The sequence below is a fragment of the Plantactinospora sp. CNZ320 genome (assembly GCF_002846275.1).
This window is the reverse complement of the sequence record NZ_PJMP01000001.1, coordinates 5433110-5450509: the sequence shown is the minus strand read 5'-3', so window position 1 is coordinate 5450509 and position 17400 is coordinate 5433110. Positions and strand designations below refer to the sequence as shown.

The window sequence follows — 17400 nt, the reverse complement described above, 5'->3', positions numbered from 1 at the left end:
ACCCGGGTGAAAGGAAGGGCCCCCGCTTATCGGATTCTGTATAAGCGGGGGCCCTTCCTTGCATGTCAGCGGCAGCCGCACCGGGCGAGCGCGGTGGCGATCCGGTCCAGCTCCCGCTGTGCCTCCTCCTGCCCCACCGGCACCTTGTTGGCGAGTACGGCGAAGGCCAGCAGCCGGCCGTCGGCGGTGGTCACCACGCCGGAGATCGCGTGCACCCCGCTCAGCGTCCCGGTCTTGGCGCGCACCACGCCCGCCCCGGGCTTGGTCGGCTTCTCGCCCGACCGGTCGAACCGGTCGGCCAGGGTGCCCGACCAGGCCGCCACGGGCAGCCCGGGAAAGAGGTCGGCGAGTTCCGGTCGGGTCCGCTTGGCGGCCATCGTCAGCACGTCGGTCAGCAGGCTCGGGGTGACCCGGTTGGCCCGGGACAGCCCGCTGCCGTCGGCGAGCGCACTCTCCGCCGCCGGCAGCCCGAGTTCGCCGACCATCTCGTCGACGGCCTCCGCCGCACCGACGAACGAGGCCGGCTTGTCCCGGGCGAGCGCGACCTGCCGGGCCAGCGCCTCGGCCACCACGTTGTCGCTTTCCCGGAGCATGAACTCGACCAGCCGGATCATCGGTGGCGAGGAGACCCGGCCCAGCTCGGCGCCGGCACTCTGGCCACCGGGGCCGCTGCTCGCCGCCGCGGCCGGGGCGGTCGCGGCCGCCGCCGGCGCCTTGCCACTCACCACCGCCGAGTTCGGCAGCCCGAGCAGCTTGGCGAAGGCCCGCCCGGCGGCCTCGTCCGGCTTGGCGTGCCGTGCCTGGCCCCGCCCCTTGTCCTCCGGATCCTTCCGGGCGCCGTCGGTCATCAGCGCCGTGATCACCGCGCCGTACCCGCCGGTGGGGATGTCGGAATCCCAGGCCGGTTCGAGTACCGGGCCGGGGAAGAGGGTGCCGTCGACGACCACCTTCGTCGGCGCGGTACCGCCGAGCGCCTTCTTGACCTGGGTGGCGAGCCGGTCGAGCCGCCCGGCACCCGGGTACCAGCCGGTGCCGTTCACCGCCAGCGTCGGGTCACCGGCACCGATGATCACCACCTCGCCCGGGTTCGCCCCGGCCACCACCCGGGTGGTGATCCGGTACGCCGGGCCACGTGCCGCGAGTACCGCCGCCGCGGTCACCAGTTTGGTGGTCGACGCCGGCACTGTCGGGGTGTCCTGACCGTTCTCGTAGAGCGCCTGCCCGCTGACCGCGTCGACAACCGAGATGTTCACCTCGTTGCCGAGCGTGGAGCCGGTGACCAGCGGCCCCAGTACGGCCCGTACGCCCGCCGGGGTGGGCGCCGGAGCGTTCGCCCCGGCCGCCGCGAGTACGGGTGCTGGCGGCGGTTCGGTCGGGTCGACGGCACCGGGGGTCGACGGGGCGTCCCCGCCCAGCCACCCGTCCACCGGGCCGGGGCGGACCACGGCCACCCCGGCGACGGCGAGCGCCAGCACGAGGACCGTCGCGAGTACCCCGAGCAGTTTGCCCCGGCCCCGTCCCCGGGTCGGCGGTACGCCACCGGGTCCCGACCCGCCGACCGGTACCCCGGACGGCGGGCTGCCGGGTGGCGGGGTACCCGGTGGGGTTCCGTCGCCGGTGGCTGCGCTGCTCGGCGCGGCGCCGCTGGCTGCGGCACCGGTGGTGGGGGTGCTCGGCGCGTCGCGGCCGGGCCAGGCCGGCGGCGCGGGCCGGTCCGACCAGGCGGGAGACTCCACGGGCCGGTTCGACCAGGCGGCGGGGTCGGTCGGCGCCCTTCCCGGGCCACCGGGCGGCACCGGCGAGGGCTGACCTGGCCGGACGGCGGCACCGGGCGGCGGAATCGGCATGCTCTGCCCCGGCCAGCCGGCGGCATCCGGCGGGGTGGTCCGGCCCGCTCCGCCCGACGGCGGCGGGCTGGCCCAGCCGGCTTCACCTGGCGGGGTGGCCCGGCCCGCTTCGCCTGGCGGGGTGGCCCGGCCCGCTTCGCCTGGCGGGGTGGCCCGGCCCGCTTCGCCTGGCGGGGTGGCCCGGCCCGTTCCGGCCGACGGCGGCGGGGGTCCTGGGCGGTTCGACGGCGGGATCGGTAGGCTGGCCGGCAGCGGCACGACGGCGCGGCCCCGGACCGGCGCGGAACCGGCGGGCGGCTGCGGCCCGCTGGCGCCGGGCACCACCACCCGACCCTGCGCCGGATGCTCCGGCGGGTTCTCTCCGGTCAGGCCCGAGTGTGAATCTTCACTCCCCACCGGCCCCTCCTCCCCGTCGAATTCTGCCTAGGCGACACTACTTTGGTCCGAACACCGCACGGGTGCCGGCGGCAAGGTGAATCGCGAGATCACCCGCGCAGGTGCCGACCGTTGTGGTTCCGTTGGCCAGCGCCGGCAAACGAGGGAGCGTGCGAGATGGATTTCGACGTCACGGTTGAGATCCCCAAGGGTCACCGCAACAAATACGAGGTGGACCACGTGACCGGCCGGATCCGGCTGGACCGTACCCTCTTCACGTCGACCCAGTACCCGGCGGACTACGGCTTCATCGAAGGCACGCTGGGCGAGGACGGCGATCCACTCGACGCTCTGGTGCTGGTACCCGAACCCACGTTTCCAGGTTGCCTCATCCGGTGCCGGACGATCGGCATGTTCCGGATGACGGACGAGAAGGGCGGCGACGACAAGGTCCTCTGCGTGCCGTACGAGGACCCGCGTCAGGAGCACCTGCGGGACATCCACCACCTCGGCGAGTTCGACCGGCTGGAGATCCAGCACTTCTTCGAGGTGTACAAGGATCTGGAACCCGGCAAATCGGTCGAGGGCGCCACCTGGGTCGGTCGGACCGAGGCGGAGGCGGAGATCCGGACGTCCTACCGTCGGCACAAGGAAGCGGTCGAACGGGGCGAGTCGCCGCACTGACCCCCACAGAGACGGCAACCGGCCGGTGGCACCCCGTCAGGGGCCACCGGCCGATTTCGTTTCCGCCCCGAGCCGGAGGTGGCCGGGTCAGCCGAGCCGGGTCAGCCGAGCAGGCCGCGGGCCTGGGCGTAGAGGCCGAGCACGGCGCAGGCCACCGGCACCACCGCGATCACCATCAGGGTGTCGATGATGTCGGCGGTCCGGCCCAGGTAGGGCCCGGGCTCCCGCTTCGAGTAGGTCGCGCCGGCCGCGATCACCACCAGGGCGAGCAGCAGGCCACCGGCGGTGAGCAGCAGCAGGCCGGTCTCCTGCATCCGGAACAGCAGGGCGATCCCGAGCACCACCGCGCTGCCGATCCCGGCCGCCATCAGCGGCACCCGCTGCCGGACCGTGACGAAGAGCCGGGAGCGCAGCAGCAGGGCCGCCGCCGAGACCGCGACCATCAGCCGGCCGGAGAAGCCGCCCGCGACCACCAGCACCAGCGCCGCCACCACGGCGAGTACGGCGTGCCCGACAAGCATGCCGGTGAGCATCTCCTCCGTTCGGGCGACGGCGGCGAAGACCCGCCCCCGGTCCGGCCGCTCCCGCACCCCGCTCTGCTGCGGCGACGACGCGGTGAAGCCCTCGGCCGCCTCGGCGCCGGTCGGCAGCGTGATCGGCGGCATCGGCAGCTTGCCGAACCGGATCGCCAGCAGCGGCAGCATGCCGATCGCGCAGACCAGCGCGGCCATCAGGATCGCCGCCGACCCCGCCGCCGAGAGGATGAACCCGACAAGCGCGGTCAGCGCGCCGAGCAGCCCGACCGAGACACCCGCGGCGTAGACCCGCAGCCCGGCGGCGACCCCGACCATGCCGAGCACCGCGATCAGCAGCAGCGCGACCGAGCCGGCCAGCGCCTCCGGCGCACCGAGCCAGTTGATCCAGCCGACCACGCCCACCGGGTCACCGGAGGCGACCAGCAGGGCACCGCCGAAAAAGGCGAACGGCATCGCGTACCCGCCGAGGGCGGCACCGGCGGTGGAGTCCCCGTACGCCCGGGAGGCCACCACCGCGCCGAGCGTCAGGAGTACTGCCGCACCTAGCGCGACGAAGGCGCCCAGTTCCCACAGTGTGCCGCCCGCGATCACCGCGAAGAGGCAGACGGCGAGCAGGGCACCAGCCGCGCTCAGCGTGCCGATCCGGGTGTTCCGCCCGGACCACGCGCTGCCCCGGCGCCTCGCCCCGTCGGCGATCGCCTCGACCACGTCGTCGTACTCCAGCTCGGGCCACTGCGCCCGGGCCGGCACCAGGTGCAGCACGTCGCCGTCGCGTACCCCCTGCGGCAGCAGTGCCTTGCCGGCGGACAGCGGTTCGCCGTCGGTGCGGCGCAGCAACCACCCGCCGTGCTTCTCGCCGTCGTCGGCCAACCCTTCGCCGGCATGCCGGAGAACTTCGGGCAGGAGTTCGGCCAGCGGCAGGTGTTCGGGCAGCGCGACGTCCACCCGTCGTTGCGGCGCGCTGATCGTGACGCGGGCGAGCCCGGTACTCATCGACAGTCCTCCATCGAGGGGGCAACCCATGGCTGCGCGGACGACCGCACTTTACCTAGGATGGGTCACACTCGTCCGACCGAGCGCGATGACATTTGCGACGCGGGGGCGTCGGATGGCCCGCCGGGACGGCCAACTGGAAGGCGTCGGCGCGGCCTTAGGGGAGGTCTGGGATGGACACGGGTAGCCAGCGCCGGGGCGGCACAGACCGCTCCGGAGGAGCCCTGGTGCTCGACGAACGGCCTGGTGGCGGGCGGTCTGGGCAGGCGGGCAAGGGTCGACGGGCGGCGGGAGGCGACCGATGAGCACCGTCGTCATCAAGCGCCCGCCGCGTCGTCCCGCACCGGAGATTCCCACCGGCGAACTGGCCGTCGAGGCGCCGCCCGAGATTCCGCAGGCGACCGGCGGCAAGTGGCAGCAGCTCATGATGGTGCTGCCGATGCTCGGCGGTTCCGTCGCGATGGCGATGATGTTCGGTCGGGGCGGCGGTGCCTACTCGTACGTCGTCGGCGCCATGTTCGGCATCTCCTCGCTCGCCATGGTGGCGTCCTCCTGGGGCAGCGCCTCGGGTTCGCCGAAGAAGTCGGAGATGATGCAGGCCCGCCGGGAGTACCTGCGACACCTGGCCACCCTGCGGCGGCGGGTCCGGGAGACCGCGTCGAAGCAGCGGGCCGGCCTCTTCTACCGGCACCCCGACCCGGCCCAGCTCTGGTCCACTGTGGGCAGTTACCGGGTCTGGGAGCGGCGCCCCAGCGACGGCGACTTCGGGGTCGTCCGGGTCGCCGTCGGCCCGCAGACCCTGGCCACCCCGCTCGTGCCACCGGTGACCCGGCCGCTGGAGGACCTGGAGCCGATGACCGCCGGTGCGCTGCGCCGGTTCCTCGACGCGTACTCGGTGGTGCCGGACCTGCCGGTGGCGCTCTCCATCCGGGGCTTCGCCCGGGTCTTCGTCCGCAACGCACCCCACCAGCGCGACCAGTCCCGCGAGCCGGCCGGCGGCGACCCGCAGGCGCTGGCCCGGGCGGTGCTCACCCAGCTCTCGGTCTTCCACGCCCCCGAGGAACTGCTGATCGCGATCTGCGCCGGTCCCGAGCGCCGGAACCGGTGGGAGTGGGTCAAGTGGCTGCCACACGCCCACCACCCGACCGCAGTGGACGCGCTCGGCCCGGTACGCCTGGTCGCCAGCTCCGCGGTCGAGCTGGAGAAGCTCATCGACGACGTGGTCGGCAACCGCTCCCGGTTCAGCCTCTCCGGCCCGGCGACCGACGGCCCGCACGTGGTGATCGTGCTCGACGGCGGCGACCTGAACGGCGCCGGCTACCTGGCCGGGGACAGCGGCATCGACGCGGTGACAATCATCGACCTGGACAGCCCGCCGCCCCGGCTGCTGGACCGGGCCATGCTGGTGCTGGAGACCGACGGCGGCCGGCTGAACACCTACTCGATGGACGGGCAGGCCGAGGTCGGCACCCCCGACCGGCTCAGCGTCGAGGAGGCCGAGGCGGTCGCCCGCCGGCTCGCGCCGCTGCGGCTCGCCGCCGCCCAGAAGGGCTCCTCGGACGACTCCCTGGTCAAGGAGATGACCCTCGGCGAACTGCTCGGGGTCGGCGACCCGGAGAACTTCAGCACCGTGCAGGGCTGGGCACCCCGGCCCAACCGGGACAAGCTGCGGGTGCCGATCGGCGTCGGCGGCGACGGCGGTGTGGTCGACCTCGACCTCAAGGAGTCGGCGCAGGACGGTATGGGCCCGCACGGCCTGCTCATCGGCGCCACCGGTTCCGGCAAGTCCGAGCTGCTGCGTACTCTCGTGCTCGGGTTGGCGGCGACGCACTCGTCCGAGGCGCTCAACTTCGTACTCGTCGACTTCAAGGGTGGCGCGACCTTCGCCTCGCTGGACCGGCTGCCGCACACCGCCGCCGTGATCACCAACCTCGCCGACGAGCTGCCGCTTGTCGACCGGATGGTCGACGCCATCAACGGCGAGATGATCCGCCGGCAGGAGCTGCTCCGCAAGGCCGGCAACTACGCCAACCTGAAGGACTACGACAAGGCCCGCTCCGGCGGTGCGGCGCTGGCACCGCTCCCCTCGCTGCTGATCATCTGTGACGAGTTCTCCGAGCTGCTCAGCGCCAAGCCCGACTTCATCGACCTCTTCGTGCAGATCGGCCGGCTGGGCCGGTCGCTCGGGGTGCACCTGCTGCTCGCCTCGCAGCGGCTGGAGGAGGGGCGGCTGCGCGGGCTGGACACCCACCTGTCGTACCGGATCGGTCTGCGGACCTTCTCGGCGCTGGAGTCCCGGGCGGTGCTCGGCGTTCCGGACGCCTACGAGCTGCCCCGGGCACCGGGACACGGCTACCTGAAGTTCGGCACCGAGCCACTGATCCGGTTCAAGGCGGCGTACGTCTCCGGGCCGTACCAGAAGGCCAACGCGAGCGGGCCGGGTGCGCAGGGGTACACCGGTCCCCGGCTGCTGTCGTACGCGACGCACTACGTGCCGGTACCCAAGCCGGTGGTGCAGGCCACCCCGAAGCCGGCCCCGGAGGATCCGGAGGCGCAGAGCCTGCTCGACGTGATGGTCTCCCGGCTGGTCGGCCAGGGCCCGCCGGCCCACCAGGTGTGGCTGCCGCCGCTGTCCCAGGCTCCGGCACTGGACGAGATCCTCGGACCGGTGGTCACCGATCCGTCTCGCGGGCTCACCTTCGGCAACCCCGAGCTGCACGGTGCGCTCCAGGTGCCGGTCGCGATGATCGACAAGCCGTTCGAGCAGCGGCGCGACCTGCTCTGGCTCTCCCTGGAGGGCGGCGCCGGGCACGTGGCGGTGGCCGGCGGTCCGCAGTCCGGCAAGTCGACCCTGCTGCGCACCCTGATCTGCGGGCTGGCGCTCACCCACACCCCGACCGAGGTGCAGGTCTACTGCCTCGACTTCGGCGGTGGCTCGCTCGCCTCGCTGCGCGACCTGCCGCACGTCGGCGGGGTCGCCGGTCGGTCCGAGGCGGCGGCGGTGCGGCGTACCGTCGGCGAGATCGCCACCCTGCTCAACGAGCGCGAGCAGCGCTTCGCCGAGCTGGGCGTGGAGTCGATGCCGGCGTACCGGAAGCGGCGGGCCGCAGCCGGTGGCGTCGGGGTCGGCGCGGACCCGTTCGGTGACGTCTTCCTGGTCATCGACGGCTGGCCCACCCTGCGTGGCGAGTACGACGACCTGGAGCCCCTGGTCACCGACATCGCCACCCGCGGCCTCTCGTACGGCGTGCACGTGGTCGCGGCGGCGCCCCGCTGGATGGACTTCCGGCCGGCGATCCGCGACCTCTTCGGCTCCCGGCTGGAGTTGCGGCTCGGTGACCCGACCGACTCGATCGTCTCCCGCAAGGCGGCGACGAACGTGCCGGAGAAGACGCCGGGTCGCGGCATCACCGCCGAGAGCCTGCACTTCCTGACCGTGCTCCCGGAGCTGTCCAGCCTCGGCGGCGGGCAGACCCAGGCGCTGGTCAAGGCGGTTGCCGGCAACTGGAGCGGCGCTCCGGCGCCCCGGGTACGGCTGCTGCCGCCGGTGCTGCCCTACGCCGACCTCGACGTCGCGGGTGCGGCCGGGCTGCGGCTGCCGATCGGCATCTCCGAGGCCGACCTCCAGCAGGTGTCGATCGACTTCGCCTCCGAGCCGCACTTCCTGCTCTTCGGCGACGCCGAGTGTGGCAAGTCGTCCTTCCTGCGGGCGCTGGCCACCTCGATCACCAGCCGGTACACCCCGGAACAGGCCCGGATCATCCTGGTCGACTTCCGGCGCAGCCTGCTCGGTGTGATCCAGTCCGACCACCTGATCGGGTACGGCACCGCCGCGCAGGCGACGAGCGAGCTGATCGAGTCGGTCGCCGGTTACATGCAGCGCCGGCTGCCCGGCCCCGACGTCACCCCGCAGCAGTTGCGGGACCGCTCCTGGTGGACCGGGCCGGAACTCTTCGTACTCGTCGACGACTACGACCTGGTCGCCACCGGCCCGAACAACCCGCTGCTGCCGCTTGTGGAATACCTTCCTCAGGCCCGGGACGTCGGCCTGCACCTGGTGTTGACCCGGCGTTCGGGTGGCGCCTCCCGGTCGCTCTACGAGCCGATCATCCAGCGGCTCCGGGAACTCTCCTCGCCCGGTCTGGTGATGTCCGGTAGCAAGGACGAGGGTGCCCTGATCGGCTCGGTACGCCCCGGCCCGATGCCGCCCGGCCGGGGCCGGCTGGTGACCCGCAAGGAAGGGATCCGGCTGGTGCAACTGGCCTACCTCCCGTCGACCTGACCCTTCGTGGAGCCCTCGGGGCCCGGCCGACCCGATCTTTCGGGTGGTCGGGCCCTCGGTCTCGGGGCGGTGGACAGTGGATCTCAGATCGGTTGCAAAGTTTCACCACGCGACAGGGGTGAAACGGGGTAACCTCCGTGCATCATGTGTCCCCCGGGGTGAAATGACCATGCTGTGACGAGGCTGCCGCAGATACCCGAACGTGCTGTCGCCCGGGTCGCCGGAGTGGCGCTGCTCGCCACGGCCGGGCTCGCCGGATCGCTGTTCGGTCCGCGTCCGGTGCCGGCGACGGCCGCCGTGCCGGCGCCGCCGGCCAGCCTGCCCGTGCTGGCCGACCCGGTCCGGGACGAGCAGTGGCAGTTGGACGAGTTCAACGCCAAGGCCATCTGGAAGGTCGCCACCGGCAAGGGCATCACGGTGGCGGTCGTCGACTCCGGTGTGGACGCCTCACACGCCGACCTCGCCGGGCAGGTGCTGCCCGGCATCGACCTGGTCGACGGGAGCGGCAACGGGCAGACCGACCCGGTGGGACACGGCACCACCGTCGCCGCGTTGATCGCCGGCCGCAACGACGACAACCGGGGCGTCGCCGGGCTCGCCCCTAAGGCCAAGATCCTGCCGGTCCGGGTGCTCGACGAGGAGAACCGCTACGACGACGCGCTGATCGTGGCGAAGGGCGTCCGGTGGGCGGTCGACAACGGCGCCCAGGTGGTGAACCTGTCGCTCGGCGGCACCGGGGAGAGCCCCGCGCTCGCCGCCGCCCTCGACTACGCCTTCGCCCGGGACGTGGTGGTGGTCGCCTGCACCGGCAACCTGGGCTCCTCCGCCGGCAAACGCGTCTGGTATCCGGCCCGGGAGCCGGGCGTGGTCGCCGTGGCCGGCCTGGAACGGGAGAGCGATGCCCTCTGGTCCGGCTCGATCACCGGCGCGGAGACGGTGCTCTCCGCTCCGGCCACCGGCCTCACCGGTGCCCGGCCGGGCGGTTTCTGGCGGGTCCAGGGCACCAGCTTCGCCGCGCCGCTGGTGGCCGCGTCGGCTGCCCTGGTCAGGTCGCACTGGCCGAAGATGTCCGCCGGGGACGTGGTCAACCGGCTGATAAACACCGCCCGGGACGTGGGGCCCTCGGGCCGGGACGACCGGTTCGGCTTCGGCGTCGTCGACCCGGTCGCCGCGTTGAACGGCGAGGTGTCGAGCGTACGGAGCAATCCACTCGACGACGGTGCGGCGCCGCCCGGCGTCGCCGGCTTCGGCTCCGCGCCCGGCCAGGAGTCCGCGACCCCGCCGCCCGGCGACGGTACGGAGAGCGTGGGTACGGCTGCCTCCGGCCGTTCCGCCGACTGGACAGCGCAGGCGGCGGGCGACCAGGTCGACGACCCGGTGCCCGGGCTGTGGAGCGGTGGCGGACTGTTCTTCCTCGTGGTCGCCGCCGGGGCGGTGCTGGTGGTCCGGCGACAGTTCCACCGCGACCGCCACTGACCACGACCTCAGCGGCCGGGACGCCCTACCGGCTGCGGTGCCGCCCGGTCACCGACCGGCTATCGGTCCCGTTCTTCGCGCCGCGAGCGCCGAGCAGCTTGTCGCCGCTCGCGGTGACAAGCGCGCCGGCCCGCAACGCGGAGGCGGCGTCCGGCTCGGCCGGAAGCGTGTCACCGGTCAGGTGCAGGCGCCGGTGTTGGTGACCCTGGTCCGTTCGAGGCCGGTGTTGGCGGTGGAGCGGGCCTCGTCGGCCGTCACCGCGAAACCTGTGTTCGGGTCGTCGGCGGCCGCCGCGAAGATCACCCCGAGCACCTGGCCGTCCGGGGCGACCAGCGGGCCGCCGGAGTTGCCGCTGCGGACCAGGCCCCGGATCGTGTAGATCTCCCGGTTGACCCGGCCCGACTCGTAGATGTCCGGACCGGTGATGTCGCCGACGTCACGGATCCGGGCGGGCTGGGCGTTGTAGGGCCCGTCCAGCGGGAACCCGAGCACGATGGCGTCGTCCTCGATCGCCGCCTCCCCGGTGGCGAACCGCATCACCGGGGCGGAGAGTTCCGGTACGTAGAGCACCGCCAGGTCACGGTCCGGGTCGTAGACGACCACCCGGGCACTGTGTCGCTCACCGGCGACCTCGACCTGGACGCTCCGGGTGCCCGCCACCACGTGCGCGTTGGTCATCACCCGGTTCTCCGCGTAGACGAACCCTGAGCCCTCGATCCGGCGGGAGCAACTGGGCGCGTTGCCGAGCACCTTGACCACCGAGCGCCGCCCGTTCACCACCACCTGCGAGCCGGCCAGCGCCGGGTCGGGCGAGGCCACCTCACGGGACCGGGTCGGGGCCAGCCCGCCGAAGACGTCCGGGAAGCCGTTGGTGTCGACGGTGTCCCGCAGCGCCCGGGACAGCGCCTGTGCCTCCGGTGGGAGTACCCGGTCCACCACGGTCAGCAGCGCGCTGTTGCGGACCGCGCTGGCCAGCCAGGGCAGCGAGGAGGAGGCCAGCGGTACGGCCACCAGCCAGGCCACCAGGAGTACGGCGAGCAGCGAGACCACCGCACCGCCCACGTCGTCGGCGGTCCGGCCGGCCTTGCTGGTGATGGCGTGCCGCAGGTGCGAGCCGAGCCAGCCGGCCAGGGCCTGCCCGAGCACCGCCAGGCCGAAAATCGAGACCAGCGCGACCACTACCCGGGTCGAGTTGCTGGTGAACTGCTCGGCGAGCAGCGGACCGACCTGCAATCCGATCAGGGCGCCGCCGAAGAAGCCGGTGAAGGAGAGCAGACCGATGACGAATCCCTGCCGGTAGCCGCTGATCGCGAACAGCAACATGAGCAGGATCAGAACGACATCCACCACCGACACCCGTTCAGGGTACGGGGGAGAACTGGGAATGGCCTGGGCCACCGAACGCTTACCGCCAAATCGGTTCCCCGCACCGCTGTCCGCCGCAGCTCCCCGCACTCACGCGACTGCGGGCGCCTCCCGGTTCAGGAGGGTGTCGCCGGCCGGGTCAGCTCGTCGGCGTCGTCGTCATCCTCGATGCCGGGCGCGGAACTCGGGGGCGGGCTGGTCGGCGGCAGGTCGAGAATCCGGTCCTGCGGCCAGGGTCGCGCCCAGCCGGCCATCTCCAGCAGCGTGGCGAGCACCCCGGCGGTGAAGCCCCAGACCAGCATGCCGCGGGCCTGGAAGGCCGGGCCGATCCAGCCGCTGGGATGGCGTACCCGGACCCGGTTGGCCGGGTCGACGAGTTCGGCGATCGGCAGCCGGGCGACGTGCGCCACCTCGGCCGGCTCGCGGGAGTGCACCGGATGGGGCCGGTGCCACCAGGCGAGTACCGGGGTGACGACGAAGTCGCTGACCGGGATCCACAGCCGGGGCAGTTGAGCCAGCACGGTGACGCTGGCCGGATCGAGACCGACCTCCTCGTGTGCCTCCCGCAGGGCGGTCGCGGCCGCATCCTGGTCCTCCGGATCGCACGCCCCGCCCGGAAAGGCCGGCTGCCCGGCATGGGTACGCAGGGTCGCGGCCCGTTGCAGGATCAGCACGTCGAGCCCGTGCTCCGGCTGCTCACCGAGGAGCACGAGTACGGCACTGGCCCGCCCGCCGTTCACCGGGGTGCGTACCTGGGTGAAATCCTCGGTGCGGGCCGACCGGACCCGGGTGAGGAGTGGCTCGCACCATATCGGGAGTTCGTGCTCGGTCACGACGGTACCGCCACCCCCAGGTGCCGCCGGACCAGCGTGGCAAGCTCGGCGTCGTCGAGGGCGCCCGTCTCGTCCCGGTGCCGGATCCGCCCCTGCGCGTCCACGAAGAGCGTGATCGGCAGTACGGGCCGACCGCCCAGCCTGGTCAGCAGCTTCTTGTCCCGGTCGTAGAGGTTGGGAAACCGTAGCCCGAAGTCCTCGCCGATCGACTGGGCGGCGGGGCGGGAGTCCCCGCTGTTCACCCCGACCACCCGGAGTCGGTCGCCGGCCCGCTCGGCGAGCCGCTGGAACGCGGGCAGCTCCCTGCGGCAGGGTTCGCACCACGAGGCCCAGAGGCTGAGCACGGCCGGCCCGCGAAGGTCGCCGACGGCGATCTCACCGTCCCCGACGAAGCAGGGCAGATCCAACGCCGGCAGTGATCGTCCCGCTGCCGTCGGTGTCGTACCGGGTGCGCGGGCCGCAGCGCCGGAGCCGCCAACCGCAACGCCGGGTGCGCCGGGCGAGGTGCTGGGTGCTGCACCGGGCGGGGTGGCCAGTGCGGCGCAGTCGGCGAAGGCGGTCGTCGTGCTGCTCTCCCCGGCCCGGGCCGGTCCGGCGTCCGGCTCCGCGTCCCGCCCGGTGCAGGCGGTGGCGAGCAGCAACAGCGCCAGCAGCGGCCCGCCGACTGCCAGCCGCTTCACGGGGTGTCGCCGACGGCGGCGGTCGCCGGCACCAGGTCGGGATCGACCCCGGCCTGCACCGCCAGCTCGCGGGCCCGGGGACCCTTGAGCAGTTTCGCGGCGGCGGCCGGGTCGGTCGGGCCGAGTCCGTAGGAGGGGCAGAGCCGGGCCAGGGTGCAGGCACCGCAGGCGGGCTTGCGGGCGTGGCAGACCCGTCGACCGTGGAAGATCACCCGGTGCGAGAGCATGGTCCAGTCGCGGCGCTCGAAGAGCGCGCCGACGGCGTGCTCGATCTTGACCGGGTCGGTCTCGGTGGTCAGCTCCCACCGGTGCACCAGTCGGTCGAAGTGGGTGTCGACGGTGATCCCGGGCACCCCGAAGGCGTTGCCGAGGATGACGTTCGCGGTCTTGCGGCCGATCCCGGGCAGGGTCACCAGGTCGGCCATCCGGCGGGGCACCTGGCCGTCGTACCGCTCGACGAGCTGGCGACCCAGGTTGATCAAGGAGTTGGTCTTGTTCCGGAAGAAGCCGGTGGGCCGGATCATCTCCTCCAGCTCGGCCCGGTCCGCCCCGGCGTAGTCGGCCGCCGTCGGATAGCGGGCGAACAGCTTCGGCGTCACCTCGTTGACCCGCTGGTCGGTGCACTGGGCGGAGAGAATGGTCGCCACCGCCAGTTGCAGCGGACCCTGGTGGTTGAGCTCGCAGTGGGCGTCGGGGTGCGTATCGGTCAACACCCGGCCGATCCGCCGGGCCCGCCGCTTGCGACCCAGCTCTGATTCGACGGTACGCCGGGTCGGCCGCGCCGTCCGGATCGCCCGGGTCGCCTCGCCGGGCGCGACTCCGACTCCGGTCCGCGCGGAGTCGTCTGTGGCACTCACGCCGGCCAGCCTACGTCGCGGCGCCGACATCGACCCCAGGGAGTCCGACCCCAGCCGAACCCTGGGAACCCGCCCGCCCCGATGGCGAGCCGCCCACCGCCGCACGCTCCCGGTTTCCGCCTCCCGGCTCTCCCAGTTTCCGCCTTCCGGCGCTCCGGCTCCCGATGCTCCCGGCGCTCCGGCCCCCGATGCTCCGGTCAGCTCTCGGCGGCCGGCGCGGTGATCTTGCCGTCGGCGGCCACCCGGGCACCGGTCTTCGGGAAGTCGGACTTGCACAGGTCCCGGACCAGACCTGCGGCCCGGCGCTGCGAGTCCATCGTCGGCTTGCCCTCGCCGTTCATGTACGTCGAGATGAGCTGCCCGCCCGCCCACTCGCCCTCGGCGGTCAGCGAGACCTTCAGCACGGCTCCCCAGCCGAGCCGGCCGTTGTTGCTAAGCGTGCCCCCGCCACCGGCGAAGTTGCCGAGGCTGTACGCGATCAGCCGCCCCTTGTAGAACTCCAGCGCCCGCATCACGTGCGGCCCGTGCCCGACGACCAGATCGGCACCCGCGTCGATCATCGCGTGCGAGAACTTGATCGGGTCGCCCCGGTTCTCGCCGAGGAACATCTCGGTGCCGGGCCGGACCCGGGTCTTCTCCGAGCCCTCGCCGCCCATGTGCACCTGCACGACGACCAGGTCCGCCATGGTGGCGGCCTTCTGGATCACCTTCTTCGCCGAGCTGATGTTGGTCAGGCTGTTCGACCAGACGTACGACGAGAAGCCCGCCACCGCCACCTTGACGCCCTCGACGTCGACCACGGTGATCTGGTTCGGTGCGCCGGTGTGCTGGAGGTCGTACTTCTCCAGCGCCTTCTGGGTGTTCTCGTAACCGGCCTTGCCGTAGTCGTACCCGTGGTTGTTGGCCTGGTTCAGCAGCTCGAAGCCGGCCTCCTTGAGGTGCGCCGCGTACGACGGGGGCGCCCGGAACTGGTGGCAGCGGGTGGAGTTGGCACCGCACTTCGAGGTACCCGTGTCGTCGGTGAGCGGCTCTTCCAGGTTGCCCATCACCAGGTCGGCGGCGAGTGCCTTCTTGACCGAGTTGAAGAACCCCTTGCCACCGTTTGATGGCAGCCGCCCGGGGGCGTTGCCCATCACGATGTCGCCGGTGGCGGACATGGAGATGACCTTCGGTGCCGGTTCGCCGGTCGGAGACGGGGCGGCCGAGGCGGAACCGGCGGTGCTCGGCGCGGTCTGCGGCCCGGCCGGATCGTCACCGCCGAACAGGTCGAACGCGGCCACCGCCGCCACCCCGGTGCCGAGGAGCACGGCGAGTACCGCGGTTACGACGAGGACGGTCCGGCCGGCGCTGCGCGGCGCCCGGCGGGACTTCGGTGTGGTCGGCTGGTTGTCGTACATCGCCCGGTGACAGTACCGGGATCGGCGAACGGAGGGCGTCCCACGTCCGGCCGATGTTGTCCCGCCGCCTGTCGCCGTAGCCCGGACGGGTCACCACGATGCCGGGTCACCGGCGTGCCCCGGGCCCGGCTCCGGCTCCGGCTCCGGCTCCGGCTCCGGCTCCGGCTCCGGCTCCGGCTCCGGCTCCATGGTGCGTGCGAGCGCGTTCACCGCTGCGACCAGGGGATCGTCGGTCGAGCGCCGCCCACGCGTACCGCCCGGCACGCGGCACGGGCCAGCGGCGCACCCCAGTACGACCGTGGACCGCCGTACGCGGCAGCGGGGCCGTCCGGCGGGCAGAGCACGGTCACCGCGTCGGTGGCGGTACCGGTGGCCGGCAGGCCCAGTTCGTGCAGCGCCTGCGCCTTCGCCTCGGTTATCGTCGCGACGGCGTTGACCAGGGCGGCGTCGCCGAGGCGCTCCGGCAGCAGCGCGACGATGTTGACCGTGCCGACGTGCTGCACCGCCGTGCCGTCGGGACCCGCCGGATCGGAAGGGTGCACCGTCGCGCGGGGATCGGGCGCGGTGACGGGCTCCGGTGACGGCGCCGGGGAGTCCGCTGCCCAGATCGGGGCACCGAGGCCGACGGTGGCCCAGACCCGGACACCCTGGTCGTCGGCGGTCACCACCTCCGCGACGTCGACGCCGGTGAGCAGTCCGACCCCGGGTCCGCGCAGGTCGAGCCGGTCGGCCAGCTCACCGAGGTGGACGTCCGGGTCGTCCCGGCGGTACGACATCGGCACGGTCGCGTTGACCACCCAGTTCCGTACCCCGATCCCGCCGCCGAACGGGCCGGAGCTGATCGCCAGCGCGGGCCGGTCGAGCCGCCACACCAGTACCGGCACCTCCCGCCCGTCCTCGACCCGGTACGTCAGCTCCAGTTCGCGCAGCACCGCCCGACCCTACGGTCCGGTCTCCGACCCGCCACTCTGGGTCGGCCCCGACAACCCGTGCAGTCGCCCTCGGGCGGCGGCCGGAGACTCGCCCGGGCGGACACGGGAGGCACCAAACCGGGCGTTACACGGGGTTACCTGGGGTTACGGGCGCCGGTATCGGATCAAGATTCCAGGGGTGCTCCTCCGATTACTCTTCACATGCGCCTAGACTTGGCGGGCGCGCCGATCACCGGCCGGAACCCGGCCGCGGGCGGCTCGCGTGGGCGGAGGTGCGCGATGGACGAGGTGTTGGCTCGGAGCGGGATCTTCCAGGGCGTGGACCCCGAGGCTGCCGAGGCACTCGCGAAGGACATGGAGACGCTCGAGGTCCGCAAGGGCGAGATCGTCTTCAACGAGGGCGAACCGGGCGACAGCCTTTACATCGTCCTGAGCGGCAAGATCAAGGTTGGTCGCCGGGCCGCCGACGGCCGGCAGAACCTGATCGCCGTGATGGGCCCGTCCGACATGGTCGGCGAGCTCTCGCTCTTCGACCCCGGCCCGCGTACGGCGACCGCCACCGCCGTGATCGACACCCGGCTCGCCCGGCTGCGCAAGCAGGCGCTGCGGCCGTGGCTGAACAACCGGCCGGAGATAGCCGAGCAGTTGCTCCGGGTACTCGCCCGCAGGCTGCGCCGGACGAACGACAACCTGGCCGACCTGATCTTCACCGACGTGCCCGGCCGGGTGGCGAAGAACCTGCTCCAGATGGCGGGCCGGTTCGGCACCCGGGACGGCGGCGTACTCCGGGTCACCCACGACCTGACCCAGGAGGAGATCGCCCAGCTCGTCGGCGCCTCCCGGGAAACCGTCAACAAGGCGCTTGCCGACTTCGCCTCGCGGGGCTGGCTGCGACTCGACGGCAAGAGCATCATCATCCTCGACCCGGAGCGTCTGGCCCGCCGCGCCCGGGTCTGACCGCCTGCCGCGCCCGGGTCTGCCCGGCCCGCCGCGCCTCTGGTCTGACTGCGGTCCGACCGCCCGCGCCCACGGGCCTGCACGGCCCGCGCCCACGCCTTACGGCCCGCCCCACCGCCGAGACCGATCGGCCGGTGGGGCGGGCCGTTTCCGCTTGTGCACGCCCGGCCAACCGCCGCTCCTTGG

At 72.9% G+C, this 17400-nt stretch carries 12 protein-coding genes; 4 read left to right on the top strand and 8 right to left on the bottom strand.

The annotated features are described in order from the left end of the window. Window positions 1–65: 65 nt before the first annotated feature. Window positions 66–1847 (bottom strand): D-alanyl-D-alanine carboxypeptidase/D-alanyl-D-alanine endopeptidase, encoded by a 1782-nt coding sequence (gene dacB / locus CLT71_RS24295; protein WP_101369138.1) that lies wholly within the window; start codon window positions 1845–1847, stop codon window positions 66–68. Between the two features lie 552 nt (window positions 1848–2399). On the opposite strand from dacB, the gene CLT71_RS24290 reads away from it, so the two are divergent. Then, window positions 2400–2906 carry an inorganic diphosphatase gene (locus tag CLT71_RS24290; protein WP_101369137.1) on the top strand — a complete coding sequence of 169 codons (507 nt, stop codon included), beginning with the start codon at window positions 2400–2402 and terminating at the stop codon, window positions 2904–2906. A 101-nt stretch (window positions 2907–3007) separates the two neighbouring features. On the opposite strand, the gene eccD is transcribed toward CLT71_RS24290, so the two are convergent. Further along, window positions 3008–4435, bottom strand: coding sequence for a type VII secretion integral membrane protein EccD (gene eccD, locus CLT71_RS24285; RefSeq protein WP_101369136.1), 1428 nt, complete (start codon window positions 4433–4435; stop codon window positions 3008–3010). A gap of 301 nt (window positions 4436–4736) precedes the next feature. Here eccD and eccCa point away from each other — a divergent pair, with 301 nt between their 5' ends. Next, the gene (gene eccCa, locus CLT71_RS24280) at window positions 4737–8717 is read left to right on the top strand and encodes a type VII secretion protein EccCa (RefSeq protein WP_101369135.1); all 3981 of its coding nucleotides are present in this window, start codon (window positions 4737–4739) and stop codon (window positions 8715–8717) included. Window positions 8718–8891: 174 nt separating this feature from the next. After that, entirely contained in the window at window positions 8892–10193 is a 1302-nt protein-coding gene (gene mycP / locus CLT71_RS24275) for a S8/S53 family peptidase (RefSeq protein WP_486483421.1), read from the top strand. Between the two features lie 177 nt (window positions 10194–10370). Here mycP and CLT71_RS24270 read toward each other — a convergent pair whose 3' ends face one another. The 6 genes from CLT71_RS24270 to CLT71_RS24240 form a co-directional block, all read right to left on the bottom strand. Next, entirely contained in the window at window positions 10371–11549 is a 1179-nt protein-coding gene (locus CLT71_RS24270; protein ID WP_101369134.1) for a MarP family serine protease, read from the bottom strand. 125 nt (window positions 11550–11674) lie between these two features. Next, window positions 11675–12391, bottom strand: a complete 717-nt coding sequence (locus tag CLT71_RS24265) for an NUDIX hydrolase (protein ID WP_101369133.1) — start codon at window positions 12389–12391, stop codon at window positions 11675–11677. Then, entirely contained in the window at window positions 12388–13071 is a 684-nt protein-coding gene (locus tag CLT71_RS24260; RefSeq protein ID WP_101369132.1) for a redoxin domain-containing protein, read from the bottom strand. Before CLT71_RS24260 ends, CLT71_RS24265 begins: the two co-directional genes overlap by 4 nt. Then, entirely contained in the window at window positions 13068–13928 is an 861-nt protein-coding gene (gene nth, locus CLT71_RS24255) for an endonuclease III (RefSeq protein WP_486483420.1), read from the bottom strand. The genes CLT71_RS24260 and nth overlap by 4 nt, the downstream gene beginning before the upstream one ends. A gap of 197 nt (window positions 13929–14125) precedes the next feature. Further along, window positions 14126–15325 (bottom strand): CapA family protein, encoded by a 1200-nt coding sequence (locus CLT71_RS24250; protein WP_101369130.1) that lies wholly within the window; start codon window positions 15323–15325, stop codon window positions 14126–14128. Between the two features lie 206 nt (window positions 15326–15531). Next, window positions 15532–16257 carry an adenosylcobinamide amidohydrolase gene (locus CLT71_RS24240; protein ID WP_101369129.1) on the bottom strand — a complete coding sequence of 242 codons (726 nt, stop codon included), beginning with the start codon at window positions 16255–16257 and terminating at the stop codon, window positions 15532–15534. A 279-nt stretch (window positions 16258–16536) separates the two neighbouring features. On the opposite strand from CLT71_RS24240, the gene CLT71_RS24235 reads away from it, so the two are divergent. Beyond that, window positions 16537–17214 (top strand): Crp/Fnr family transcriptional regulator, encoded by a 678-nt coding sequence (locus CLT71_RS24235; RefSeq protein ID WP_101369128.1) that lies wholly within the window; start codon window positions 16537–16539, stop codon window positions 17212–17214. Window positions 17215–17400: the final 186 nt, after the last annotated feature.